Genomic DNA, 25,715 nt, shown 5'->3' with positions numbered 1-25,715 from the left:
CGGAGGTTTTCGAATGAGCCGTGGTGTGTGGCGCGCGCTGCTGATCTGGCTGGCGGCGATGGCATTCGGTGTGGTGCTGCTGCTGAACACGCGTTTCTCGGCCGACGTTTCCTTCTTCCTGCCGTCCAAGCCCACCGCCGAACAGTCGGTGATGGTCGACCAGTTGCGCGAGGGCGCGGTGTCGCGCCTGCTCATGGTGGCCATCGCCGGCGGCGACGCGGGCCAGCGCGCCGAAGCCTCGCGCGCGCTGCGCGCCGCGCTGGCCGGCAACGCGGCCTTCGCCACGGTGCAGAACGGCGAAGCCGAAGCGATGGACACCACGCGCGACTTCCTGCTGGCGCACCGCTACCTGCTGAGCAACGCGGTCACGCCCGAGCGTTTCAGCGTGGACGGTTTGAAGAGCGCGGTGAACAACAGCATCGATCTGCTCAGTTCGTCGGCCGGACTGCTGTTCAAGCCCTACCTCGCACGCGACCCCACGGGTGAGCTGGTCGAACTGGTCTCGGGCCTGGGTGGCGGTGTGCAGCCCAACGAGGTCGAGGGCGTCTGGGCCTCGCGCGACGGTGAGCGCACCATGCTGCTGGTGCAGACGCACGCGCTGGGCTCCGACACCGACGGGCAGTCCGCCGCCATCGACCTGATCCGCGAGGGCTTTGCCCAGGCCAAACAACAGCCGGGTCTGGCGGCTCTGACCCTGGAGATGTCCGGCCCCGGGCTGTTCGCGGTGCGGGCGCGCGCCACCATCCAGCAAGAGGTCATGCGCCTGTCGATCATGAGCACGGTGATCCTCGCGGTGCTGCTGGGTTTTGTGTACCGCCGCGCGCGCCTCATGCTGCTCACGCTGGTGCCGGTGCTCAGCGGCACGCTGGCCGCCATCGTCACCGTTGGGCTGGTGCACGGCACCGTGTTCGGCATCACCGTGGGCTTTGGCGCCGCGCTCATTGGCGAGGCGGTGGACTACGCCATCTACTACTTCGTGCAGTCCGGGCGCATGGGCGCCACCTCGTGGCGCGAGCAGTACTGGCCCACCATCCGCCTGGGTGTGCTCACCTCGGTGCTGGGCTTTGGTGCGCTGCTGTTCTCGGGCTTCCCCGGCCTGGCCCAGCTCGGGCTGTACGCCATCAGCGGCGTGATCACGGCCGCGCTGGTCACGCGCTTCCTGCTGCCGCACCTGGCGGGCCCGGGTGTGCATCTGGCGGACGGCGCGCGCCAGGGCCGCGTGTTGCGCCCGCTGGTGGCGCACGCCGGTGTGTTGCGCTGGCCCTTGGTGGCGCTGGTGCTCGTGGCCGGCGTGTACCTGGCCCAGCACCGCAACGACCTCTGGTACCCCAACCTGTCGGCGCTCTCCACCGTGACCGAGGCCGAGGGTGAGCTCGACGCACGCCTGCGCGGCGACCTCGGCGCGCCCGATGCGCGCTACATGGCGGTGATCACCGCGCCCGACCGCGAAAGCGCCCTGCAAGCCGCCGAACGCGCGGGCGCGCAGTTGCGCCCGCTGGTGGACCAGGGGCTCATCGGCGGCTTCGACACGCCGGCGCGTTTTCTGCCGAGCGAGGCCACACAGAACGCGCGCCGCGCCAGCCTGCCGCCGCCCGACGAACTCGTGGCACGGCTGCGCGAAGCGCTGGTCGACGCTCCTTTGTCGGCCGAGCGCCTGCAACCCTTTGTGGACGACGTGCAGGCCGCGCGCGGCTCGCGCAACCTCACACGGCAAGACCTGGACGGCACCGGCCTGGGCCTGGCGGTGGACGCGCTGCTGCTGCAACGCGCCAGCGGCTGGAGCGTGTTGTTGCCGCTGCGCCCCGCAGCGAACGCAGCCGGCGCCAACATCCCGGTGGAGGCCGTGCGCAGCGCGCTGGCCGGCAGCGGTGCGATCTTCATCGACCTCAAGGGCGAGTTCGACACGCTTTACGGTGAGTACATCGACGAGGCCATTGTGTTGTCGCTGCTGGGCTTCCTCGCCATCGTGGTGGCGCTGGGCTGTGTGCTGCGCAGTCCTCGTCGCCTGCTGGGCGTGATGCTGCCGCTGGTGATGGCGGTCATGGTGGTGGTCGCCGGTTTGCACATCAGCGGTGTGCGCCTGCACCTGCTGCACCTGGTGGGGGTGTTGCTCACGGTGGCGGTGGGCTCCAACTACGCGCTGTTCTTCGACCGCATCTCGCTCGGCGAAACCCTCGACGACGAGACCCTGCTGTCCATCGGCGTGGCCAGCGCCACCACCGCCATCGGCTTCGGGGTGCTGGCCTTCTCGTCGGTGCCGGTGCTGCAGGCCATCGGTGTCACCGTGGGGCCGGGCGCGGTGCTGGCGCTGGTGTTGTCTGCTGCCTTCGCCGCGCGAAAGCCCGCACCGTGACGACCGAGCTGCGCACCGTGGGCACGCTCAGCGGTGCACCGCACCTGATCGTGATGCTGCCCGGCGTGGCCATGCCGCCCGAGGCCTTGTTCGACGCGGGCTTTGCCCACGCCATCGCGCACCGCGGCCTGCCGCTGGACCTGATCGCCGTCGACATCGACGGACTGGGGCTCGACGCCGCGCACACCTGGGAAGCGCTGCAGAGCCGCGTGCTCACCCCCGCGCGCGAGCGCGGCACACGCGTGTGGCTCGGCGGCATTTCGCTCGGTGGCCTGATCGCCATGGCCCACCTGGCCGCGCGCCCCGGCGTGGCCGACGGCCTGTGCCTGCTCGCGCCGTACCCGGGCAGCCGCCCGAGCGTGAACGTCGTGGAGCGCGCGGGCGGTGCTGACGCGTGGCAGGCGAGCGAGGCCGACCTGCAAGACCCCGAGCTGCGTGTGTGGCGGTGGCTGCAGCGCCCGCCGCCCGGGTTGCCGGTGTTCATCGGCCACGGCACCGAAGACCGGTTTGCCGACCGCATCCAGCGCGTGGCCGAACGGTTTCCGCCGGCGTCGCGCCACACCGTGGCCGGTGGTCACGATTGGTCCGCGTGGCTGCCGCTGTGGGAACGTTTCCTCGCTTCCGGTCACTTCAAGGCCTGACATGCCGACACGCTGGACCCCCTCTCCTTTGCTGAGCGCCAGCGCCGCCTTGCATGGCGCGGCTGTGCTGGGCGCGCTCGCTGTGCCCACCGCCTGGCCGTGGGCGGCCGGGGCCCTGGTGGCCAACCACGCGCTGCTCGCCGGTGCCGGCCTGTGGCCCAGTTCGCACCTGCTCGGCCCCAACCTCACCCGCCTGCCCGCGGCCGCGGCGCAGCGGCGCGAGATCGCGCTCACCATCGACGACGGGCCCGACCCCGAGGTCACGCCGCGTGTGCTCGATGTGCTCGACGCATGCAACGTCAAGGCCAGCTTCTTCTGCATCGGCCGCATCGCAGAGCAGCACCCCGCCTTGTGCCGCGCCATCGTGCAGCGCGGCCACCGCGTGGAGAACCACGGCTTTGCGCACAGCAACGCGTTCTCGCTGTTCGGCCCAGGCGCCATGCGGCGCGACATTGCGCGCGCGCAGGCCCTGCTGGCCGACATCACCGGCGAAGCGCCGCGCTTCTTTCGCGCCACCGCCGGCCTGCGCAACCCCTTCCTCGACCCGGTGCTGCACGGTCTGGGCCTGCAGCTCGCCACCTGGACGCGCCGCGCCTTTGATACCCGCACCGGCGACCCCGAGCGCGTGTTGCAGCGACTCACCCGCCGCCTCGGCGCGGGCGACATCGTGCTGATGCACGATGGCCACGCTGCGCGCACAGGAAACGGTGAACCCGTGATTCTTGCGGTGCTGCCGCGCCTGCTGCAGACCGTTGCCGAACGCCAATTGCAGCCTGTCACCCTGAGCCAGGCCTTGTCCTCATGAGCCGTCCATTCCTTGCCCAACTGGTCAACGAGGCCAGCCAGACCTTCAGGCCTAGCGGCCGTTTTGCCTACCACTACGCGCGCGGCAAGCTCGGCCATGACACCATCTTTCACGAGGTGCTGCGCCGTGGCCTGCTGCCCGAAGGCGGCCGTTACCTCGACCTCGGCTGTGGCCAGGGAAGCCTGTTCTCCTGGCTGCTTGCCGCGCGCCGGCTGCACGAGCAAGGCCAGTGGCCCGCCGGCTGGGCGCCACCACCGCCGACGCGGGAACTGCGTGGCGTGGAGCTGATGCAGCGCGATGTGGAGCGCGCCGCGCGCGCCTTCGGCCCACAACACCCGGTGGTGCGGGTGGAGCAGGGCGACATGAACATGGTGGACTTCGGCCAGCCCGACGCCATCCTGATCCTGGACGCGCTGCACTACTTCAGCCACGAGCAACAACGTGCCGTGCTCGCGCGCATCCGCCAGGCCCTGCCCCCGGGTGGTGTGTTTCTCACCCGCGTGGGCGACGCCGGCGCCGGCCTGACCTACCGCATCTGCAACGGCGTGGACCGCCTCGTGACGTACACGCGTGGCCACCGCCTGCCGCGCCTGTACTGCCGCACGCTGGCCGACTGGGTGTCCGAACTGCAGCGCCTGGGTTTTGTGGTGGAGTCCGAGCCCATGAGCGGGCGCAAACCCTTTGCCAACGTGATGCTGGTGTGTCGGGTGCCGCACGGTGAAAAGTCAGGGGATGTGGCAGCATTTGAGACAATGCCCGACCCTGTTCTGAGCACCCCGACGTGAAGCCCCTGCTGCTCTCCGCTTACACCGCCACCACCTGCCTGGGTGTGGGGCTCGACGCCCACCGGACGGCCCTGCGCGAAGACCGCAGCGGCCTGCAGCCCTGCGCTTTCGAGACCGTGGACCTGCCGACCTGGGTGGGCGAGGTGCCCGGGGTGGACGCGCATCCGCTGCCCGCCGCGCTGGCCGCGTTCGAGTGCCGCAATCACCGCCTGGCCCTGCTCGCGCTGCGGGCCGACGGGTTTGAGGAGCGCGTGCGCGCCGCCGTGGCGCGCCATGGTGCGGACCGTGTCGGCGTGTTCATGGGCACCAGCACCTCGGGCATCCTGCAGACCGAGCTGGCCTACCGCGAGCGCGACGCGGCCACCGGCGCGCTGCCCGAGGCCTTCAACTACGCCACCACCCACAACCCCTACGCTCTGGCCGAACTGTTGCGCGAACACCTGGGCATCACTGCCATGGCCGCCACCATTTCCACCGCGTGCTCGTCGAGCGCCAAGGTGTTCGCGGCTGCCGCGCGCCAGCTCGAACTGGGCACCATCGACGCCGCCCTGGTGGGTGGAGTCGACTCGCTCTGCCTCACCACGCTTTACGGCTTCGCCTCGCTCGAACTCACCTCCAGCGACCCCTGCCGGCCTTGTGACGCGGGGCGCAACGGCATCTCCATCGGCGAGGGCGCAGCCTATGCGTTGCTGGAGCGCGCCGAGCATGCGCCCACCGACGCCGTGTGGCTGCTGGGCGCGGGCGAGTCCAGCGACGCGTACCACATGTCCGCCCCGCACCCCGAGGGCCTGGGCGCGCAAATGGCCATGCAGGCCGCGCTGCGTTCGGCCTCGCTGGCGGCAGGCGACATCGACTACATCAACCTGCACGGCACCGCCACACCCGCCAACGACAGCGCCGAAGGCAAGGCCGTGATGGCCGTGTTCGGCGAGCGCGTGCCGTGTTCGTCCACCAAGGGCGCTACCGGCCACACGCTGGGCGCGGCTGGCGCGGTGGAAGCCGTGTTGTGCGCGATCGCGCTGGTCGACGGCCTCACACCCGGCAGCCCCGGCACCCGCGCGCTCGACCCCGCGCTGCGCATGAACTACCAACTGCGCGGCGCACCCGCCACGCTGCGCCACACGCTCACCAACTCGTTCGGTTTTGGTGGCAGCAATTGCAGCCTGGTGTTCGGAAAGCTGACCGCATGACCGCACCGCTCACCGCGTGGATCACCGGCATCGGCCTCATCGCCCCCGGCCTGCCCGACTGGCCGGGCGCACGCGCCGTGCTGCGTGGCGAACAGCCCTGGGTGTCGGCGCCCTCGTTGCTGCCCGCACCCGCCCTCTTGCCGCCGGCCGAGCGCCGCCGCGCCAGCCGCGTCATCAAACTCACGCTGGGCATTGGCCTGGAAGCCGCGGCCGGCGCCGACGTGTCCACCCTGGCCACCGTGTTCACCTCGTCCGGCGCCGACGGCCACAACTGCCACGCGCTGTGCGAACAGCTCGCCACCGACGACCGCCACGTCTCGCCCACGCGCTTTCACAACTCGGTGCACAACGCGCCCGCCGGTTACTGGGGCATCGCCACCAAATCGATGGCACCCTGCCAGGTCATGTGTGCGTTCGACGGCAGCTTCGGTGCAGGCTTCATCGACGCGCTGGGCCAGGTGGTGCTGGACCAGCAAGCCACCCTGCTGCTCGCCTACGACAGCGAATACCCCGAGCCGCTGCTCGCCAAGCGCACGATGTCCGACTGCGCCGGCGTGGCGCTGCGGCTGGAGCCCGTGCGCACGCCGCAGGCCATCGCGCGCATCACCGTGCAGACCACCTCAGCACCCGCGCGGCCGCTGCAGCAGCCCACGCTGGAAGCCTTGCGCGCGGCCATCCCCGCGTTGCGCGGGTTGCCACTGCTGGAGCGCCTGGCGCTGGGTGGGGCCGGCGAGGTGTGTCTGGAGTACTTGCCCGGGCTGCAGTTGAACGTGCAGATCGAACCCACATGAGCGCTGCACAGGGGCAGGGCGAAGGGACTCCAGTGAACGCCGAGCGGGACTGCGCCTGGATCGCCGCGCGCATTCCGCACCAGGGCCGTATGTGCCTGCTCGACGCGGTCACCGACTGGTCGGCCGATCACATCGTCTGCCACGCGCTGAGCCACACCGACCCGGCGCACCCGCTGCGCGCCGCCGGGCGCCTGGGCGCATCCAACGGCATCGAATACGCGGCGCAGGCCATGGCGGTGCACGGCGCACTGGTGGCCGGCGCGGACGCCGCACCGCGCCAGGGTTACCTCACCAGCGTGCGCAGCGTCACCCTGCACGCCGAGCGGCTGGACGACCTGCCCGGCCCGCTGAGCGTGCGCGCCGAGCGCCTGTCGGGCGACGCGAACCACGTGCTCTACCGATTCACGCTCCACCACGGTGAACGCTGCCTGCTCGAGGGGCGCGCGGCCGTGGTGCTCGACGCCGACCAGCTTTGAACAAGGACATCTCATGAAACGAGCCCTCGTCACCGGCGGCAGCGGCGGCATCGGTGCGGCGATCTGCCAGCGCCTGGCCGCTGACGGCCACCACGTCATCGTTCACGCCCATCGCGCCATCGACAAGGCCCAGGCCACCGCACAAGCCATCTGCGAAGCCGGCGGCAGCGCCGAAGCCGTGGCGTTCGACGTGACCGACCGCGCCGCCACCGCCGCCGCGCTCGCCGCGTTGACCGAGGTGGGTGCCGTGCAGATCCTCGTGAACAACGCAGGCATCCACGACGACGCCGTGTTCCCCGGCATGAGCGGCGAGCAGTGGGACCGGGTTGTCGACGTCTCGCTCAACGGCTTCTACAACGTGACGCAGCCGCTCACCATGCCGATGATCCGCAAACGCTGGGGCCGCATCATCTCCATCTCGTCCATCGCCGGTGTCATGGGCAACCGCGGCCAGGTGAACTACGCGGCCGCCAAGGGCGCGCTGCACGCCGCCAGCAAATCCCTCGCCCTGGAACTCGCCAGCCGCGGCATCACCGTCAATGCCGTCGCGCCCGGCATCATCGAAACCGACATGATCGAAGGCGCCTTCGACGCCGAGGCCATCAAACGCCTGGTGCCGATGCAGCGCGCGGGGCGGGTGGACGAGGTGGCCGAGCTGGTGGCGTTTCTGGCGTCGGACAAGGCGGCTTATGTGAGTGGGCAGGTCATCTCCATCAACGGCGGAATGGCTTGAAGACGCTTGCGCTTCACAGTCTCGGCTTGCGGTGGTTCCAGCGCGAACGCTGCGTGCGCCAAATCGGAGGTTGATCGCTTCGAGGGCTGCAGTGCAGCGATAGCCGTCGGTCGTGGTCACGAGCTGGGTTCACGCTCCCTGACACGAGGCCGTCATTTGCTCAACCGGCAGCGTTGAGGCAACAACGACGGCTATCGAGTGGGGTGCCGTCAACTGCGTTGCAGGCCGTCGGTTGCCACCGCTTGCTCCTCGTTCGAGCATTCATCCACGATCAGTCCATCATCGCGACGCCATTGCGCCACGCCCTCAAGCTGCACATCGTCGTCCTTCACCAGAAGCAACCGACCACAGCACCGGTCAATCTGGATGTCTCAACGTTGTCATGCATGGTCAACATGTGGACTCCCTGTGCTGGTTTGATCCAGCGATGCAGCCAAGTCAGGTTGCTTCAGCCTGCTGCTGAGAAGTGCGTTGGCGGCAGTGAAGTCGAGGTCATCAATTTGTTGGAGAAGTCCCTCGGCGTCTTCCTGTCCCAGCAGGCTGACCAACTCCAGCCGCAGCGACAGGCCAAGATCAATGGCATCAAAGTCACCCTCGGACAAGCGCTCGGCAAGCGTGGTGAGCTTGTCCCGGCCAGCTTGGGTCAAGGGACCAGCACCCAACACCGCCGTCTCCTTCGGCATCGCCATGGCCATGTGAACTTCGACCTGAGCCAACAGGTCGTCAAGGACCTTGGCCACCTGCTGTACAACGTCCAGGGGCGGGACAGATCCACCGAGAATGGCGCCTTCTGCATGCTTGGCCACGGCAGCCAGTTCGGTAGCGCCCAACGTCCCTGCGCTGCCGCGCAACTTGTGCAGGCTGGCGCTCAGATCGTCCTTGATACCGGCGCCCTGCTGTTGCGCCAGTTCAAGCCAGGTCACCCCCCAGGCCGAGTAGTTCTTCTGCACCAGCGTGAGCAGTCTGTTGAAGAGCACAACACTGTTGCTCGAGTACGCCATGGCCAACTTCGTGTCGATGCCCGGAATCTCAGGCCAGGGTTGCGACGCTGGTGGATCCAGAGCGACGGCTCCTTCATCGGACCGGCTCAGTACCACTTGTGGTGCCGAGCCCCTGTACTGCCCGATCCTGCTGCGCAACAGCTTCACCACCTCCAGAGGCGCCAACGGCTTGGTGAGGAAATCGTCCATGCCGGCCGCTTTCGCCTTGAGCCGTTCACTGTCGAGTGCACCTGCGGTGAGGGCAATCACCGGCAGGCTTTTGAGTGCTGCATGCGATTTGATGAGTCGGGCTGCTTCCAGACCGTCGAGCACCGGCATCTGCACGTCCATGAGCACGGCATCCACTTCGTCGGGATGAAGCATCAGCCAATCGGCCGCTTCCTGGCCGTTGGCACAGGTGTGGCATGTGGCACCTTGGTGCCGGAGCAGTGCCACGGCAATCTCCAGGTTGATTTCGCTGTCATCGACCACCAGGATGTGCGCCCCCTGCAGCCAACGGATACCGCCCTCGATTGCGCGGGTGGCTCCAATCATGCGGTCCTGAGAATCTTCGCCCAGCGCCAGAACCTCGACCACCGAATTGAAGATCCCGGACATATCGGCCGGCTTTCGAACCACCCTGTGCAGAGGCAGCGCCAAGGTCTCCATCACCTCCAGTTCCTGCAAATCTCCGAGCAAGATGACGGGCAGATCATGACCCTGCGCGTTCGAAGCAATCACCATCTCGCGCAGCTTCACAGTTCCTTCGGCACCCAGGGCAGCGTCCATCAGAAGCACATCCGGCTCACCTGTCTCTGCTTCCACAGGTCTGAAGCATGACCAACCCAGTGCAGCGAGGCGTTGTCTCAGGTCGAGACAGATGCCCTCGTCTGCGCACATCAAGGCCACTTCGATCGGTCGGTTTGCCCGAGTGACCTGAGCGACCATGTGTGTGTCCGCTTCGACCAGCGGCACGGTAATCAGGAATTCGCTGCCCATCCCGAGCGTGCTGCTGACCTGGGCATCACCGCCCATCATCCGCGCCAGGTTGCGAACGATGGACAGCCCCAGCCCGGTTCCTCCAAACTGCCTTGTGGTGCTCTCATCGGCCTGCACAAAGGGGGCGAACAGGCGGACCATCGCTTCCGGAGAAATGCCCACACCGCTGTCCTGAACCACAAGCTCGACCCATGGTCGAGAGGCATCCCGTCGCACCCGCGTCGACAAGGTCACCGCGCCATTCGACGTGAACTTGATCGCATTGCCCAACAGGTTGCTGAGTATCTGTCGCAGGCGAAAGCGGTCCCCGACCACCCACAAGGGCAAATCTGCAGCAGTTTGCAACTTCAGTTTCAAGCCCTTGGCCTGTGCCACGACACCATGAATGTCCATCAGCTCTTCGAACAACTGCCTGGGCTGGAATGGCCGCGCTTGCATCGACAGTTCTCCCGCCTCGATCTTGGCCAGGTCCAGCACGTCGTTGATGATGTCCATCAGCGCATGTCCTGCATGGTTGGCCTTGGCGAGCAGGTCGCTCTGGTTGGGCTTGAGATCGGTGTCCTGCAACATCCTGTGCATGCCCAGCACAGCATTCAATGGCGTTCGGATCTCGTGGCTCATGTTGGCCAGGAATGCGCTCTTGGCCGCACTGGCCGCCTCGGCCGCTGCTTTCGCATCCTGCAACGCCTGCGCAGCCTGCTGCCGCTCGGTGATGTCCTGAAAGGCGCCGACAAGGCAAGCGACTTGTCCGTTGACATATTCCACTTCGCCCAAGGAGCGCACCCAGATGTCGCGGCCGGTGGGGTTTGCCAGGCGCAACTCCAGATCCCAGCCCTCGCCGGTTTCGACAGCGTGCTGCACGGCGCTGGAGATCATGTCCCGGTGTTCGGGCACGTAGAAGTTGATGGCAGTGGCAAGGTTTGGCACAAAGTCTGTCGGCATCTCATGGATGCGCCTGGTCTGCTCGTCCCAATAGAGCTTGCCCGTGCTCAGCTCGAGGCGCCACCCGCCAATTGACGCCAATTGGCCGACGCGCCGCAGCAACGCCGTCTGCTCCTGCAGTGCGGCTGCGGTGGTGACCTGATCGGTGATGTCGGTGTTGACGCCGATCATGCGCAGGGCAGTGCCTGTGGCATCACGCACCACGTGCGCGGCGGCCTTGAGGTGTCGCACGCTGCCATCGGGCAGCAGAATGCGGAACTGGGTGTCGAACCGTTTCTGGCCTTTGATGGCATCCCGCAACGCTTGTTCACTGAGTGCACGGTCTTCGGGATGCAGGCTGCTGCTCCACAGTGAATAGGGCTCGGCATCAGTGGTGCGGCGCCGTCCGTACAGAGCAAACATCTGGTCGTCCCAGAGCAAGGTGCCGGCTTGCAGGTCGTACTCCCACACGCCCATGGCCGCACTGTCCACAGCCAGCGCCACGCGCTCATTGGCATGCGCCAGGGTGTCGGTCATGGCGTTGAAGCTGGCCGCCGCCTGACCCAGCTCGTCGCGGCTCTCGTAGTTGCAGCGGGCCTGCATGTCGCCGGCCTGCACCGACTGCGCCGCAGCCTGCAACATCGCCACCGGGCGCAGCACGCGCACCACCAGCAACCAGGCCAGGAAAAGCGATGAAGCCAGCCACAGCCAGTTCAGCAGACCGTCACGTTGGCGCAGGTTTGCGGTTTCCGCCTGCACTTGCTCGAACAAGGTGCCATCGCGCCGGTAGGCCAGATCGCTGACAAGCCGGGTCTCGGACAGGATCTGATCCACCAGCATCGCGCGGCGCTCGCCAGCCAGTTCCGGCGCCAGGTCGGGCACATCCCGACGCAGGCTGCCGAAGATGGCTGTCAGGTTGGCCGTGGTGTCTCGCAACTCGTCGAAATCTTCGTCGCTGGACCCAAGCGGTATGGCCTGGGCCACGGCCTGGGTCAGTGCGCGGTGCGCAATCTGCCACTGGCTGGCCGCTCGCTCCGTGCCGCGCAACATGTATTCGTGGGTCAGCACCAGCAGTGCATTGGCGTCGTGCGTGGCCCTTCGCGTAGCCTGTTGCTGGACTTCCAGCTGCGCCACACGCTCCGCGCTGCCGGTCTGCAGCACCAACTTCAGGGCACCCACGCCCATGGTGAAGGCCAGGTAGATGATGATCATCCAGCGCAGCATGGGCAGCCTTCAATCCACCAGCGTCACGGCTGTCGGGTCCAGTGCGCGCAGTGGACCCGGGCGCATGCGCGCCAGGAAATCGGGCGTGCCGTTGCCCTGCACCTGCTCAGTGCGGCGCATCCAGCGAGACTCGGCCTCCAGCGTGGTCAGCAGCGACTGTCCCAGCGACAGGCGAAAGCTCAGCAGCTCCCAGGCCTGGCTGAGCACCTCGGGGTCCAGTTGGAGCTTGCTGGCCACCTGCGCCTGCGCGCGTGCCGAGTCCGCGCGAATATAGGTTGTGGCGCGCTGCAACGCACGCAGCAGCTTGGTGGCGTCGGCATCGCTCAGACCGGGTTTGGCCACGAGATTCATGGTCACCGTGTACAGCCGCGGTGCTGGCAACACCAGGCCCTTGTCCCCCAGCAGCCGCATCGCCGCCGGGCCATGAGGCTGGTACAGACCAGCAGCATCGACCTCACCAGAGGCCACTTGCTGCGGCGCCCGGGCCGCATCCAGTTCAACCAGGGTGACCTGATTCAGGCCAATGCCATGGAAGGTGAGGAAGGTGTCGGTGAAATAGTGACCGGTGGTGCCCCGCACAAAGCCGATGCGCTTGCCTCGCAGGTCGGCAGGCGATGCAATTCCCCGGTCTGCACGCGCGACAAAGCTGTTGTCGCGAGACGTGGTCATCGTGCCCAGGATATGGAAGGGCAGGCCCTCATGCACCGCTGTCACGATGGGCGTGTCTGCCACGGTAGCGACGTCCACCTCTTTGTCGGTCAGGTGTTTCAGGCAACGCCGTCCGTTGACACAAGGGACGATTTCCACCGCCAGACCTTCGGCGGCGAAGAAACCCTGCCAACTGGCAACGAGGGCAGGCGAAAAATAGGGCAATTGAGCCACCGCTATACGTAGCGGCTGGGCGCCGATTGGCGCGGCCCAGCACAGGAGCAGGAGTGGCGCCGTCAGTAGCAACCACCTGTGAGCCCAACGACGACATGCCATATCCATCTCCACCAGATTTTTTATGATTTTGCTCGACGGTGAAGCATCCCGATCTGTGATTGAAGGGCCATAAAACCAGTCAATTGTCCGGGTCAGACGCAATCTGCATTGCAGAACACCCGGGTCCCGGCAGCCCCTGCTTTGCGGATCGGATGATCATGTGAGCATTGCGAGCATCTGCGGAAGGTCCTGAGAATGGGATGCCAGCAGGGAGCGACTGGCGATCGGTGTCATGGACCGCAAATCCGATGCGGCGGCGCCATCCGTTCATCGGGCGGTTGCTGCCTTTCATTTTGAACGCCCACAGCCGTTGCAAGGAGATTTCGCGCAACCCTCCATGCCGCGCCTAGCATCTTCTTGACCGTTCGAGCATTCACTGGTGAGCGAGCGAGCCGTTGAATGGATTCAAGCGACAGCCCTGTCGTGTCGATAGGAGCAATGAGCACCATTGCAAACACGGAATCAAATTGCCAATACACCCGCCGAGGATTTCGATCAAGAGTCTTCTCTTGCCTTTGGTGGTGCTGGCCATCGGTGGTGCAACGACCTACTTCCTGGTCATGGCTCAGGCAGTGCGAAACCAAGAATTGATCGAACGGCAGTTCAATGCGCAGGTTGAGCAGACTGTTGAAGATGTCAGGCGCCGCATCATCGGTTATGAATTCGGCCTTCGAGGAGCTCGCGGTGCAATCACTGCGGTGGGGCTGTTGATTCATCAGCACAACTGAGCCAGTGATCACGTCGAAGATTGAGCCACTGGGTTGATGGATTCTTTGGCTACTCGGTTGTGGATAAGTCTATCGGGTCTGCTGTTTTTCGATCTCCTTTCTGAGCTTTGCTGCGTTGCTTTGGCGGTGCCGCGCCAGCGGCACTGGAATGCTTGAATCGCCAGCTCTCATTGCCCGTCTCCACGATGTGGCAGTGGTGCGTGAGGCGGTCGAGCAAGGCGGTGGTCATCTTGGCGTCGCCAAAGACGCTGCTCCATTCCGAGAAGGTGAGGTTGGTGGTGATAACCACGCTCGTTCGCTCGTAAAGCTTGGAGAGCAGGTGGAACAGCATCGCGCCGCCCGACTGCGTGAATGGCAGGTAGCCCAGTTCATCCAGGATCACCAGATCGACGTACATCAGGCGGTGCGCCATTTGCCCGGCCTTGTTCTGCGCCTTCTCCAGCTCCAGGGCGTTGACCAGCTCCACCGTTGAGAAGAAGCGCACCCGCTTGCCATGCATGCGAATGGCCTCGATCCCCAGGCTCGTGGCCAGGTGGGTTTTACCCGTGCCGGGGCCACCAACCAGCACCACGTTGTGCGCCGACTCCACGAAGCGAAGGGTGTGCAACTGGCGCACCAGTGCTTCGTCGAGCTGCGCGTGGGCGAAGTCAAAGCCGGCGAGGTCACGGTGCGAAGGGAAGCGCGCCACGCGCATCTGGTAAGCCATGGAACGCACCTCACGCTGAGCGGTCTCGGCCTTGATGAGCTGGTGCAGCACGGCCTCATGATCGAGCGATTTCATGCGGGCGGTGCCCAGTACCTCCGGCCAGGCACTGGCCATGCCGTGCAGGCCCAGTGCTTTGAAAGCATCAATGACGTCATGCATGGTCGGACTCCGGTGACGCCTCATGAGGCTGGACGTTGCGCAGTGCGTCGTAGCGCTGCAGGTTGGCCAGTGGCGGCGTGTTGAGCTTGAGCATCGTGGCCACCGGCGACTCGGGCAAGCGCTGTTCCTTCAGGCGCGAGAGCACGTTGAGCACATGCTCCGCACTTACCCGCCCGCTCTGCAGGGCCAGCTCCACCGCCACCAGCACGGCTTCCAGCCCGTGCAGGCTCACCCCCATGAGCAGCTGCGCCATCACCCTGTCGCCACCGCTGTGGCGCAGCAACTGGCGCTGCAGTTCCTGCAAGGGTTCGGGCATGGTCTTGAAGGGTGCGCCGTTGCGCAGCGCGCCGGGCTTGCGCTCGATGAGCGCGATGTAATGCATCCAGTCGTAGAGCGTCTGATCACGTTCGAAGCTGCGCGCCAGGCGCACCTGTCGCCCCTCGGGCCCGACCACCAGCAGGCCATCCGCGTAGGCCCGCAGACTGACCACCGCGTGGATCCATTCACACGGCACGCTGTAGCGGTTGCGCTGGAAGTGAATGAGTGAGGTGGCAGAGACCCGCACCGGCTGCTCCACATAGCCATCAAATGCACGGGGGTTGGGCATGAGACGAGCACGTTCGTCCTGCCAGACATCGGCCACCGTGAGCTGTGTCCATTCCGGGTGACTCATCTCAGCCCAGGCCTTCACGCAGGCCTGCTGCAACCAATCGTTGAGCTCATTCAGCGAACTCCAGCGTCGCTCACTGGCCTCGCGCCAGATGTCCTTGCGCCGGTCCTGAACGTTCTTCTCGACGACTCCCTTCTCCCAGCCAGCGGCCCGGTTGCAGAACTCCGGCTCGAACAGGTAGTGCCCGGTCATCGCCTCGAAGCGTGCATTGACGCTGCGCTGCTTGCCCTGGCCGACCTTGTCCACAGCGGTCTTCATGTTGTCGTAGATGCCCCGCCGGGGCACGCCACCGAAGAGGGCGAACGCCCGCGTGTGCGCATCGAACAGCATCTCGTGCGCCTGGCTGTAGTACGCCACCAGGCAGAAGGCGCGACTGGACGCCAGCTTGGTGTGTGCCACCTCCAGGCGGCGGCGCAGCACGCCGATGAACAGGTACTCGCAGCTCCAGTCGAACTGGAAGGCCTCGCCCAACTCGAAGCTCAGTGGTACAAACCCCGCACCACGCGCAGCGTTGCCTTGCTCTTGCTGCCAGCGCTGGGCAAATGCGTAGACCGGCCCTCGGCTGCCGCTGTAGCCCTGCGCACGCAGCGCTTCAAACATCGCCTTGATTCCGCGCCGATCGCGTTTGCTGCGGTGGCTATCGGCCTTGAGCCACTGGCTCAACTGCTCCTTGTACGGATCCAGGATGCTGGGGCCCGACTCGCGCTGCGGGTATCGGGGTTCGGCCATCTGACCGTCCCTGAGCCACTTGGTGGCTGTGTTGCGCGAGATGCCCAGGCGCCGGCTGGCCTCGCGCACCGACACGTCCTGCCTCAGCACGAGGCGGCGTAACTTGCTCAATGTGCTCACGTTGATCACTCCTGCTCCCCCGTGCTGAAAAATTCAGCAGGATAGAGCGGCAACGTGGCTCAAATTTCAACGTGAATGCGTCCCGAAATGGCCCAGCTTTGGAAATGAATCAACACTTTCAACCACCTCCTCTGCAGGCAAACCGCACCTGTTTAAACTGGGTGTGATTGCATCAACAAAGGCTACATATGAAAAGACTGATCGCGGCGATGTTTCTTGCGTCGTCCTTCGCCGGCTGTGCCGTGTACACGCCATCCGGCTCGGTCGTCATTGACCCTGCTGGTCGGCATGACTCAGGTGGCGGCAAGTTCTGCCCGCCCGGACAAGCCAAAAAGGGAAACTGCTAAGCATGCAGTCAGGGGCACACACCGCACGTGCAGTGCGTTCGCAGTCATGTCCTGCCACTGGACACTCATGGCGGGCTCCACCCTTTGGGTGCCCGGTCTTGGAGGTGCAGCAGTCAGAGGAAGGCTGGCCGTTGACTGGCTGGTAGTCAACGCCGCTGTGTTTCGAGACGTCGGGCTCGAAAGACTCAGTTCAGTCTTTAGCTGCCCACCAGAGAGCTGCTTGTCATCGATTGCTTCCTGTCAACCGCTCAATGCGGGCGTCTAAAGCAGGCCAAGAAGCGACGATCGATTCGGCGCCACAAAACGAACCGCAGAGGCGCGAGACGGATCCGTGGCCAACGGCGACCATTTGGATCGGCAAAACCCCGAGGCGACTGTCGCGGTATCAGGGGGTATCGGCGCTCAGGCGAGGGAGCAATTCCTGCTGGCCGCTGATGGTCAGTTCCACGGAACGACCTGCAGCACGGCGCAGCCATCCCGCCTTGGTGAAGTGTTGGTAGATCTCGTCTGCCAGCTGGCCCGCCAAGTGATCGCGGCGTTCGGACCAATCCAGGCAGCGGTAAGCGAATCGGCGTCGTCCACTCGGCGAACCCGGAATCATCCCCAATTCTTGGAGCCACTCTCTTCCCGCTTCGGTCAGTTCGTACCCGTCGGTCGCCGATTTCAGGCGTTCATTTCGCTGCAGCGCATCGAACACCGTGACCGCGAGTTGCCCCGCCAAGTGCCCGTAGCAGCATCTCGCAAAGCGTAGGCGTTTGCGCTCAGGGTGGCCCCACGCGCGGTCGTGTTCATCGCGCTCTGCAACCAGCGCCAAGGCTTCCAGAGCATGCGCCACGTCGACATCAGCCAGGCGGTAGTACCGGTGACGGCCCCTGGGCTCGCAGACAACGAATCCAGCATCCAGGAGCTTGGCTAGATGCCCACTTGCAGTTGCTGGCGTCACCGATGCGGTCTTTGCCAGTTCGCTGGCGCTGGCGTATTCGCCGGACAACAGGTAGGCCAGCATCCGAGAGCGCGCCGGGTCGGCCACGATGGCAGCCACTCGGGCCAGGCGAGGTTCGTGGGGCTTGTTCATGGATGTCAGATTAGCGCACTCTGGGAGTCCGAAGGTGCCTGGTCACGCACCAGCATTCCGTAGTCGCGCACCACCGCGGCAACCCGCAATCGGTAGTCTGCAAGCACATCGCCGCGGCCTTCTTGCTGGGCGTGGCGATGCATTCCGTGGCAACGCCAGTTGCGCACTGCAGCTTCATCGCGCCAGAAACTGAGCGACAAATACCGTCCTGGTTGTGCAAGGCTCTCGAACCGCTCCACAGAGATGAAGCCATCGATGGACTCGAGGTCAGCCTTTAGCGCAGCTGCCAGTTCGAAATAGCGCGGCGCTGCGCCGGGGCGCGGATCCACTTCAAAGATGACCGCAATCATGGCGTCACCTGGCGCGCGACATTGCGTGTCGAATGCACATCCTCAAGCCAAGTCCGCTCCTCGCGAAGAATGAAGCGCTCCGACTGCGCACGCTCGAAGTTGGCACGTCCCTCGGCGTCGTTCTTGAGCGCCGCCCGGTAGCGTTCGTAAGCTGCCATGTCGTCGAAACCGATCAGGCCCCATGCAACATCGTTGCTGCCTTCGTGTGGCAGGAAATAGCCGATGAGTTCGCCGCCGCAGCGCGGAATGACACGACCCCAGGCTTCGGCGTAGCACTTGAAGGCGCTGCGCTGGAAGGGGTCAATCTGGTAGTGGATGAAGCAGGTGATAGACATCGTGTGCGCTCGCAGTTGGAGTGGATGGGAGCGCAACTGTCTACCAAATGACACGCAAGAAGCTTCGGTCGAGGCCGAAGCATTTTGAGCCGCAGGGCCACAGGGCGGCGGGGATTGAGTTGGTCGGGGTTTTCCGCTTCAGTGCTTCGTTCCGATGCCTGCAGCCGGCGTTTTTGGGTCGCCACACTGGGCTTCCCCCAGTCTCCCGAACGGTTTACCTGGTCCATGGCATGGACGAACATACGAGACCCGTCAGAAGCGATCTGAGCCTGGGGAGAGGTCTTCTACGAAAGTGTCAGCCATCGTTCTAACGCTTCCCGTCGACTATCCAGCGTGTGGCTCCAGCCAACGTCGAGTCTCGGCCCCCTCGGCGAGCAACCACTGACGAAAGTGCCGCAGCTGCGGCCGATGCAGCGACTCGGCGCAGAAACGCACCTGGAACGCATGCGACGTGCGTCGGCCGGCCGACATCGGGAACGGCAGAGAGAGCCGCGCTGCCTCAATAACCTCGCGCAGCAGGGCAATGCCGCACATGGCAAAGCCTGCGTTGGCGATCACGGCGTCCATCGCTGGTGTGATGCGCTGGAAGCGAATCCCGCGTTCGGGAGCCGTGCGCGTCAATCCCTGAGACATGAGCCATTCCGGCCACTTGGGTGCCTGCGGGTCATTGCGATAAAAGTCCACGTGCAGAAGCGGAAAGCCCTCCAGGCGCGCAGAGCCGCCGAGTGCAGCGACACGGCGTTCGTTCTCGGGCGACGTCACTGGCAACACATGGTCATGAAACAGCAGTTCCCCGAGACGGTCATCCTGCGAACGGGCGTCACCGACGGGGCCGAAGAAGATCTCGCAATCGGCGGCACGCATGCGCCGCGGCAGATCACCTTCGCCGTTGATCTCGAGCTCGACGTTGGGATGTTTGGCCTGAAATGCGAACAACCTTGGCGCCAACCACAAGTCAACGATGTCGCTGGCCGCAGCTATGCGTATCTGCTGCCGCTGCTGCAATTCGAGCTGATCCGCAGCCAGCGACAGTTCGCGGAACGCGGCGTGCAAGTGCGGCAATGCCCCGCTCAGTTCAAGCGTGGGTTGCAAGCCCGATCGACCTCGCACCACGAGGTCGAAACCCAAGTAGTCCTCGAGTGCCTTCACGCGCTGCCCGACCGCCGCCGGTGTGATTGCGAGCTTTGAGGCAGCGCCCTTCAACGAACCCGTCCGCAGGGCGAGTTCAAGTGCCTGCAGCGAACGCAGATGGCTGGGTTGGTCCATCGACCAAGGCTAAATCTTTTCTTTAGTTGCATCAAGATTATTTAGCTTGCCCCGTGGTGTATTGGTGCGGATGATCCATCCCACATCAACCACCGAGGAGAAGACCAATGACTCAACTGAAACGATTCCTGATCGAGCGGCATATCCCGGGGGTCGGCGGCATGTCGATCGTCGAACTGTGCGGCGCCGCGCGGGCGTCGAACCAGGCCATCGCGAAGATTGGCGCGACGATCCAGTGGCAACACAGCTACGTTGCTGGCGACAGCACCTTCTGTATCTACCTCGCGGACAGCGAGGCAACCATCCGCCAGCATGCAGAGCTCAGCGGCATCCCGGTGGCCAAGATCACCGAGGTTTCACAGATCATTGATCCGACAACGGCGAACAACTGAACAGCGATCGCTGTTCGCAACCAGAAGCCCGATAGGGTGACCCCTGGCAGGCTTTGCCGAGCTGTATCTATTTCTCAATGCCTCGTGTGCGACTTCGCATGAGGACATGCCAATTCAGGAGCGATGAGGCGTGAACCTCTCGAGACTGATTACCTCGTGGTTGGTACGGGAGCGGCCGGCATGGCGTTCACCGATGCCCTGCTCAGCCACTCTGATGCGACTGTCACTTTGGTGGACCGGCGCCACGCGCCGGGTGGACACTGGATCGACGCCTATCCTTTCGTGCGCCTGCACCAGCCGTCCGCTTTTTACGGTGTGTCGTCCGTGCCCTTGGGGCGCGATACGGTCAATCAATCCGGCCTCAATGTCGGATTTCACGAGATGGCAAGTGCGGACGAACTGCGCGCGTACTACGCACAGGTGATGGACCAGCACTTCCTGCCGACCGGGCGCGTACACCACCATCCCTGCAGCGATCACACCATCGGCCTTGATGGCCGTCACTTCATCACCTCGCGCCTGACCGGTGCGGTGCAAGAGGTGCGTGTGCGGCGAAAGCTGGTCGACACCGGCTATCTCGAAGGACGCATACCCGCGACAAGCCCGCCGCCCTTTGAAGTGGCCGAGGGCGTGCGCTGCGTGCCTGCGGGCGATATTGCTCGTTTGACAGAGCGGCCCGAGCGCTACGTGGTCATCGGTACCGGCAAGACTGCGTTGGACACCTGCGTTTGGCTGCTTTCGCAGGGCGTTTCGGCGAGCGCCATCCAGTGGGTCAGGCCGCGCGAAGGCTGGTGGCTGAACCGGCGCTTTTACCAGCCGGGGGAAAGTTTGCCCGACTTCTATGCTGGGGTCGGCTTGCAGCTCAAGGCCATGGCGCAGGGCACGTCCGTGGATGACGTGTTCGCCCGACATGAGGCCGAGGGCCTCTTCCTGCGCGTGGACACCAAGGTCGTGCCCACCATGAGCCGCGGAGCCATGATCAGCGAAGCCGAGTTGGCCTTGTTGCGCCAGATCGACGACGTGGTCCGACTGGGGCATGTGCGCCGGATTGAGCGAGACCGCATCGTGTTCGACGGTGGCTCTGTGCCCACCGGGCCCGGGACGCTGCATGTTCACTGCGCTGCCGCCGGCCTGGCGCGCCCGGCGCTGCGGCCGGTGTTCGAAGCCGATCGGGTGACCATCCAACCCCTGTTCTGGAGCTTCGCCTGCTACCCGGCCGCCCTGCTGGGCGTGATCGAAGCCACCATCGCAGATACCGCCGAGAAGAACCGCATGTGCCCGCCGATCCGGTACTGGGACGAGCCGCGCGACTACCTGTCGACCTACCTCGCGCGGATGGCGCACGACCGCGCGTGCGCGTCTCACCCCGCCGTGGTCGCCTGGTCGAAGAGCACTCGGCTCAACCCCATCTCGGGTCTGGGGGCGCACCGCGACCACCCACTGGTGGCACAGACTTCAGCCGACCTTAAACAATACGGAGCTGCAGCAGCGGGAAATCTGGTCAAGCTGCTGCAATGAGGCTGTCTCATCACCGCCCTCAACTGGCTCACCGGCGCAGGCCGAACCGGGTTTTCGTGGCACCCGTGTGATGTGGTTCGTGCAGCAGTCGCATCCTGGTCTTCGAGATGAAGTGTTGTGGTTCCACGCAGAAAGTCATGTGACATCAGATCCTGCAGTCGTTGTTTTCGCAAAGGCGCCGTAGCAAGTACCCTGGCACCCAACGGTTGAGTACCCGGTCTTGGTGATTCAACCGCCCTTCGTACGGGGTCGGCTGAATGACCGTTGACGGAGGCGGCAGCCTTTCGAGGCGATGCGTCTGAACGACTCCATTCAGTATTCACCCGACCTTTGCGGCCAAGAGCCATTGCCCCTGCTCAGTTCGTCAGGCGCCGCCACAGCAGCAGTGGCAGGCGCAGCACAAACCCGATGAACAGGCGCGTGTGCATCCAGGTCAGCAACACGTTGTCGCGCAGGTATTTGAAGTGCGACACGCCGCCTTCCTGCGCCGAGAAGTAGCGCACCGGCGCGTCGATGTTGATGGGCCGCACGCCGGCCCAGCACAGGCGCACCACGGCCTCGGGGTCGAAGTCGAAGCGGCGCATGAAGCGGGTGCCGTGCATCACGCGCATGAGCGGCGCGATCGGGTACACGCGAAATCCGTAGAGCGAATCACCGATGCCCATGCCCAGCGTTTCCAGGTTGGCCCAGGCGTTGGAGACCTTGCGGCCGTTCACGCGCAGCGCGGGCGCTTCGGGGCCGAACACCGGTTTGCCCAGCACCATGGCCGCAGGTGTGCCTTGAGAGGCCGCCATGAAGTCGGGGATCAGCGTCTCGGGGTGCTGGCCGTCGGAGTCCATGGTCAGCGCGTGCGTGAAGCCGGCCTGCGCCGCCAGCGTGATGCCGTGCAGCACGGCCGAGCCCTTGCCCTGGTTCTGTGGCAACACGATCACCCGCAGGCCTGGGTCTTGTGCGGCCTCGGCTTGCAGCCAGTCGGCCGAGCCGTCGTTGCTGCCGTCCACCACCACCCACACCGGTGTCCACCGCGCGCGCGCGGCGCGCACCGTGGCCAGCACCTTGCGGCCGGGGTTGTAGCTGGGGATGAGGACCAGATGGGTGGTGCTGGTTGCGGTCATGGGGCAGGCGGTGAGGCGAGTTCGGCGCGAAAGTACGCTTCGAGCTCGGTGGTGAAGGCGCGCGCATCGTGTGGCGCGTCGAACCGCCGGCCCAGGCGCACGCGGCAGGTCAGTGGCAGCGAGGGCTTGCGCCACAGCGGCCAGCCCTTGCCCACGTAGGGGCTGGAGAATTCGATGATCACGGTCTGCACCGGCACGCCGGCGCGGGTGGCGATCAGCGCGGTGGAGCGCGACAGCGGGTTGAGCGGGTTGGTCGGATAGCCCAGCGTGCGCGTGCCTTCGGGAAAGATCACGAGCTGCGCGCCTTGTTGCAGTTCGCGCCGGCAGCTCAGCACGGCGCTGAGCAGGTTGTCGTTGCGCACGTATCGCGCCATGCGCGCACCAGCTCCAAAAAGCGGGTTGTCCATCAGGCTGGACTTCATGAGGCAGAACGCGTTGGGCAGACGCGAGGTGATGAGCACCGCGTCGAGCAGCGAAGGGTGGTTGGCCGCGATGACCATGGGCCCCTGGTCGCGCAGCGTGTCGAGCGCGCCGAGGTCGAAGCGGCAGGTGCACAGTGTGCGCAACACACCCACGTAGAGGCGAAAGCCCCGCATGATGGCCTGGCGCCCCAGCCAGCGGCCGAGCGGCCCGGGCAGCACCCGGTACAACACCAGCGCCAGCGGCAACCAGCTCAGGCAAACAACCGCCAGCGCGCTCAGGCCCACGACCATGGCGAGGTGTTCGTACAGGCCCCACAGCAGCGAACGGGGGCGGGCCTCGGTGTTCATGGACAAGGCATCGGGTGGATCGCCTGCGACTCGATCTCCACCAGCAGATCGGCCCGGCAGATGTCGGCCTGCACGCAGACCACGGTTGCGCCGCGCAGCAAGGGCGCCAGCGTGTGCTGCACGGTGTCGGCGTCCTGCGCATGGCGCACATACACACGGTGGCTCAAACCTTCAAGCGAAAACGGCCGGACCGATCGCGCCACGCGGTTGGCCTCCTGCACCATGCACCCGATGTTGCGCACGGACTCGACGCACTGCGCCGCCACGTCACCTGCGTGCAGCGTCTCGTGCCCCACGATGCTGGCCGTGCCCGAGACGAACAGCACCTCTTTCCCGCGTGGGTAGGCCAGCGCCGCGCGCGAAAACGTGGGTGCGCGTGGCCCGTATTGCGCCGGGTAGTTCCAGGCGCTCACCTGGCGCGGGTTCTCCAGCGGCACCAGCGGCGAGGTGCCCGCCAGAAACGCCACCGAGAGCGGGCCGGCCGCCAGGCCGATGGCGCACGCCGCGGGCACCTGGCCTCCGGTGTCGCGCTGCGCCTGCACAAAGGCGTTGTATCGGCCCTGGTTGAACTGGCGGTAGCGCTCCAGTCCATGCGATTCGCCGTTGATGTCGGCCAGGTAGTTCCACACCCGCCACAGGTGGGGCAGGCCTTGCGCGCGCAGCAGACCGAACACGCGCTCGTAAACCAGCTGGCTCGCCGCTTGCAGTGGTGTGGTGCCGCCGGTGGCAGCACAGGTGTCTTCAGGCAACTCCACCACGCCGTAGAGAACATCGGCGTGGCGCCGCCAGTGGATGCCGTCGCTGCAGCCCGATGCCACCGGACCATCGGTGTGCCAGACCTCCTGCAGAAAGGCCGCGCGGGCAGACAGCAAGGGCACGCGCAGGCGTTGCAACGGCCAGTCTGCGTCGGGCGCCCTGGAAAGATCTCCCATGACCACGCCGCCGAGCACCTGGCCGGCGTTGCCCGGTGTTGGCCAGGCCGTGTGCAGCAGCGTCACGGCGTCTGGGCCAGGGCTGCGTCGTCCACTGGCCGGATGTTGGCGCGGCGGTTGCGCCAGGCGGCGAAGGCGCGCCGGGGCTGCATGATGTTGGCCGCGAAGTACAGGGCCTTGAACGCGAGCAGCGAACGCCCGATGGGCGCGCCGCCGTACACGTCGCCCGCCAGCGTGGAGAGCAGCGCCTCTTTCACGCGGAAGATGTTGCGCGGCCCCATGAAGAAGTCCCGCATGATGGGGTTGGTCACGCGGTAGATGAACCACGAAAAGGCCTTGGGCCCGTGGCGGCTCTGGCGGTCAAAACGCTTGAGCGCGGCGCGCGCCTGCTCGGGGTGGCGCAGGCAGGTGTCGATGGTCTGCGCGCCGATCTCGCCACCGCTCATGGCCAGCCACACGCCCGAGGAGAACACCGGGTCGATGAAGGTGTAGGCGTCGCCCAGCATCAGGTAGTTGTGGCCGTGGTTGCGCTGCGCGGCGTAGGAGAAGTTGCCCGTGGCTTCCACCGGTGTGACCAGGTGCGCGTCTTTCAGGCGCTCGGCCAGGCCGGCGCAGGTGGCCACGTTGTCCATCAGGAACTGCTCCACCGTGCGGCCCGCGCGCGTTTTCATGTGGTACGGCCAGGTCACCATGCCCACGCTGGTGGCGCCGTCGTTGAGCGGAATGAACCAGAACCAGCCGTGGTCAAACCAGAAGATGGTGATGTTGCCCGCGGCCTCGCCGTCGTTGCGGCGCGCATTGGCAAAGTGGCCGAACACCGCCGCGCTGTTGTGGCGCGGGTTGCGCTCCTTGATTTTGAAGCGCGAGGCCAGAAAGGTGTCGCGCCCAGAGGCGTCCACGAGAAACTTCGCGTCCCACACGGTGCTGCGGCCATCGTCGTGATCGGCATGCACGCGCACCCCGCCGTCGGGCAGGAACTCGACCGAGCGCGCCTTGCAGCCCTCGTGCACATCCACACCCTTGCGCTGCGCGTTGCGGATGAGAATTTCGTCGAACTCGGCGCGTTTGACCTGGTAGGCGAACGGCATGGACTTGTCCCAGGCGTCGGCGAACTCGAAGGTCTGTGTGTGGTCGTGGTGCGGCGAGACAAATTCGGCACCCGGTTTGTACTGCCCGATGGCGCGCACCGCCTCGCCCACGCCCAGGCGATCGAGCAAGGGCAGGTTGGCCGGGAGCAGCGACTCGCCGATGTGAAAGCGCGGGTGGTGCGCCTTTTCCAGCAGCACCACGCGGTGGCCCTTCTCGGCCAGCAGTGGCGAAACGGTGGAGCCGGCGGGCCCTCCGCCGATCACGAGAACGTCGCACTCCAGACGTTCGGGTCCCTGTTTGTCGTTGTTCATGTGAGTGCACCTTCGGCGCCTGCTCAGGCAGGCACAGGGGGTGTGGGGGCAGTGGACGGTGGAAAATTGTAGCGGGGTCGTGTGAAGCGGCCTGGGATGCGCTGCCACCTCGGGGCCGCGCGGCGCGGGAAGAGGGGGGTGATCCGGGGTCAGTTCAGGGCTTGACCGTCGGTCAGGCGGCGTAACTTCCATGGACGCAGTGGGGACTCACATTCTGCTGC

At 65.6% G+C, this 25,715-nt stretch carries 24 protein-coding genes; 11 read left to right on the top strand and 13 right to left on the bottom strand.

Annotated features, from left to right (window positions below; translation table 11 throughout):
• The first annotated feature begins 13 nt into the window (after nt 1–13).
• From BSY239_RS18675 to fabG, 8 genes are read left to right on the top strand one after another with little or no spacing between them, the layout of a single operon-like run.
• On the top strand, nt 14–2,353 hold the full coding sequence (locus tag BSY239_RS18675) for an MMPL family transporter (RefSeq protein ID WP_069048118.1): 2,340 nt from the start codon (nt 14–16) through the stop codon (nt 2,351–2,353).
• A complete protein-coding gene (locus tag BSY239_RS18670) occupies nt 2,350–2,994 on the top strand; it encodes an alpha/beta hydrolase (RefSeq protein ID WP_069048117.1) in 645 nt (214 codons plus the stop codon). The genes BSY239_RS18675 and BSY239_RS18670 overlap by 4 nt, the downstream gene beginning before the upstream one ends.
• 1 nt (nt 2,995) lies before the next feature.
• Complete coding sequence (locus tag BSY239_RS18665; RefSeq protein ID WP_069048116.1) at nt 2,996–3,799, top strand: polysaccharide deacetylase family protein; 804 nt, start codon at nt 2,996–2,998, stop codon at nt 3,797–3,799.
• Entirely contained in the window at nt 3,796–4,584 is a 789-nt protein-coding gene (locus BSY239_RS18660; protein WP_069048115.1) for a class I SAM-dependent methyltransferase, read from the top strand. Before BSY239_RS18665 ends, BSY239_RS18660 begins: the two co-directional genes overlap by 4 nt.
• Nucleotides 4,581–5,774 (top strand): beta-ketoacyl-[acyl-carrier-protein] synthase family protein, encoded by a 1,194-nt coding sequence (locus BSY239_RS18655; protein ID WP_069048114.1) that lies wholly within the window; start codon nt 4,581–4,583, stop codon nt 5,772–5,774. The genes BSY239_RS18660 and BSY239_RS18655 overlap by 4 nt, the downstream gene beginning before the upstream one ends.
• On the top strand, nt 5,771–6,565 hold the full coding sequence (locus BSY239_RS18650) for a beta-ketoacyl synthase chain length factor (RefSeq protein WP_069048113.1): 795 nt from the start codon (nt 5,771–5,773) through the stop codon (nt 6,563–6,565). Before BSY239_RS18655 ends, BSY239_RS18650 begins: the two co-directional genes overlap by 4 nt.
• Nucleotides 6,562–7,041, top strand: coding sequence for a hotdog family protein (locus BSY239_RS18645; protein ID WP_069048112.1), 480 nt, complete (start codon nt 6,562–6,564; stop codon nt 7,039–7,041). The genes BSY239_RS18650 and BSY239_RS18645 overlap by 4 nt, the downstream gene beginning before the upstream one ends.
• Nucleotides 7,042–7,054: 13 nt before the next feature.
• Complete coding sequence (gene fabG, locus BSY239_RS18640; RefSeq protein ID WP_069048111.1) at nt 7,055–7,774, top strand: 3-oxoacyl-ACP reductase FabG; 720 nt, start codon at nt 7,055–7,057, stop codon at nt 7,772–7,774.
• Nucleotides 7,775–7,983: 209 nt separating this feature from the next.
• Here the strand turns inward: fabG and BSY239_RS22995 are convergent, their stop codons facing one another.
• The 3 genes from BSY239_RS22995 to BSY239_RS18630 are packed head-to-tail and all read right to left on the bottom strand — an operon-like array spanning nt 7,984 to nt 12,984.
• The gene (locus BSY239_RS22995; RefSeq protein ID WP_257784867.1) at nt 7,984–8,106 is read right to left on the bottom strand and encodes a hypothetical protein; all 123 of its coding nucleotides are present in this window, start codon (nt 8,104–8,106) and stop codon (nt 7,984–7,986) included.
• Nucleotides 8,107–8,154: 48 nt separating this feature from the next.
• A complete protein-coding gene (locus tag BSY239_RS18635; RefSeq protein ID WP_069048110.1) occupies nt 8,155–11,898 on the bottom strand; it encodes a PAS domain-containing protein in 3,744 nt (1,247 codons plus the stop codon).
• Nucleotides 11,899–11,907: 9 nt separating this feature from the next.
• Nucleotides 11,908–12,984, bottom strand: coding sequence for an ABC transporter substrate-binding protein (locus tag BSY239_RS18630; protein ID WP_156775534.1), 1,077 nt, complete (start codon nt 12,982–12,984; stop codon nt 11,908–11,910).
• A gap of 407 nt (nt 12,985–13,391) precedes the next feature.
• Here BSY239_RS18630 and BSY239_RS18625 point away from each other — a divergent pair, with 407 nt between their 5' ends.
• Complete coding sequence (locus BSY239_RS18625; protein WP_156775533.1) at nt 13,392–13,610, top strand: hypothetical protein; 219 nt, start codon at nt 13,392–13,394, stop codon at nt 13,608–13,610.
• Nucleotides 13,611–13,659: 49 nt separating this feature from the next.
• Here BSY239_RS18625 and istB read toward each other — a convergent pair whose 3' ends face one another.
• From istB to BSY239_RS18595, 6 genes are all read right to left on the bottom strand, one after another.
• Nucleotides 13,660–14,475 (bottom strand): IS21-like element helper ATPase IstB, encoded by an 816-nt coding sequence (gene istB, locus BSY239_RS18620; RefSeq protein ID WP_069048107.1) that lies wholly within the window; start codon nt 14,473–14,475, stop codon nt 13,660–13,662.
• A complete protein-coding gene (istA, locus tag BSY239_RS18615; protein ID WP_083240221.1) occupies nt 14,468–15,994 on the bottom strand; it encodes an IS21 family transposase in 1,527 nt (508 codons plus the stop codon). Before istA ends, istB begins: the two co-directional genes overlap by 8 nt.
• 732 nt (nt 15,995–16,726) lie before the next feature.
• A complete protein-coding gene (locus BSY239_RS18610) occupies nt 16,727–17,416 on the bottom strand; it encodes an ArsR/SmtB family transcription factor (protein WP_069048105.1) in 690 nt (229 codons plus the stop codon).
• A 5-nt stretch (nt 17,417–17,421) separates the two neighbouring features.
• Complete coding sequence (locus BSY239_RS18605; RefSeq protein ID WP_069048104.1) at nt 17,422–17,766, bottom strand: antibiotic biosynthesis monooxygenase family protein; 345 nt, start codon at nt 17,764–17,766, stop codon at nt 17,422–17,424.
• A complete protein-coding gene (locus BSY239_RS18600) occupies nt 17,763–18,101 on the bottom strand; it encodes an NIPSNAP family protein (RefSeq protein WP_069048103.1) in 339 nt (112 codons plus the stop codon). The genes BSY239_RS18605 and BSY239_RS18600 overlap by 4 nt, the downstream gene beginning before the upstream one ends.
• 324 nt (nt 18,102–18,425) lie before the next feature.
• Nucleotides 18,426–19,367 (bottom strand): LysR substrate-binding domain-containing protein, encoded by a 942-nt coding sequence (locus BSY239_RS18595; RefSeq protein ID WP_069048102.1) that lies wholly within the window; start codon nt 19,365–19,367, stop codon nt 18,426–18,428.
• A 107-nt stretch (nt 19,368–19,474) separates the two neighbouring features.
• On the opposite strand from BSY239_RS18595, the gene BSY239_RS18590 reads away from it, so the two are divergent.
• The gene (locus BSY239_RS18590; protein WP_069048101.1) at nt 19,475–19,759 is read left to right on the top strand and encodes a DUF4242 domain-containing protein; all 285 of its coding nucleotides are present in this window, start codon (nt 19,475–19,477) and stop codon (nt 19,757–19,759) included.
• 123 nt (nt 19,760–19,882) lie between these two features.
• Complete coding sequence (locus BSY239_RS18585) at nt 19,883–21,277, top strand: NAD(P)-binding protein (protein WP_156775532.1); 1,395 nt, start codon at nt 19,883–19,885, stop codon at nt 21,275–21,277.
• A 356-nt stretch (nt 21,278–21,633) separates the two neighbouring features.
• On the opposite strand, the gene BSY239_RS18580 is transcribed toward BSY239_RS18585, so the two are convergent.
• From BSY239_RS18580 to BSY239_RS18565, 4 genes are read right to left on the bottom strand one after another with little or no spacing between them, the layout of a single operon-like run.
• Nucleotides 21,634–22,392 (bottom strand): glycosyltransferase family 2 protein, encoded by a 759-nt coding sequence (locus tag BSY239_RS18580; protein ID WP_069048099.1) that lies wholly within the window; start codon nt 22,390–22,392, stop codon nt 21,634–21,636.
• A complete protein-coding gene (locus tag BSY239_RS18575; protein ID WP_069048098.1) occupies nt 22,389–23,162 on the bottom strand; it encodes a lysophospholipid acyltransferase family protein in 774 nt (257 codons plus the stop codon). Before BSY239_RS18575 ends, BSY239_RS18580 begins: the two co-directional genes overlap by 4 nt.
• Entirely contained in the window at nt 23,159–24,160 is a 1,002-nt protein-coding gene (locus tag BSY239_RS18570; RefSeq protein ID WP_069048097.1) for a chorismate transformation enzyme, FkbO/Hyg5 family, read from the bottom strand. Before BSY239_RS18570 ends, BSY239_RS18575 begins: the two co-directional genes overlap by 4 nt.
• Entirely contained in the window at nt 24,157–25,494 is a 1,338-nt protein-coding gene (locus tag BSY239_RS18565; RefSeq protein ID WP_069048096.1) for an NAD(P)/FAD-dependent oxidoreductase, read from the bottom strand. Before BSY239_RS18565 ends, BSY239_RS18570 begins: the two co-directional genes overlap by 4 nt.
• Nucleotides 25,495–25,715 lie beyond the last annotated feature (221 nt).

Source organism: Hydrogenophaga sp. RAC07 (assembly GCF_001713375.1).
Classification (GTDB): Bacteria; Pseudomonadota; Gammaproteobacteria; order Burkholderiales; family Burkholderiaceae_C; genus Hydrogenophaga.
Note: the sequence above shows the minus strand (reverse complement) of the source record. Positions and strands in the feature narration are given on the sequence as shown.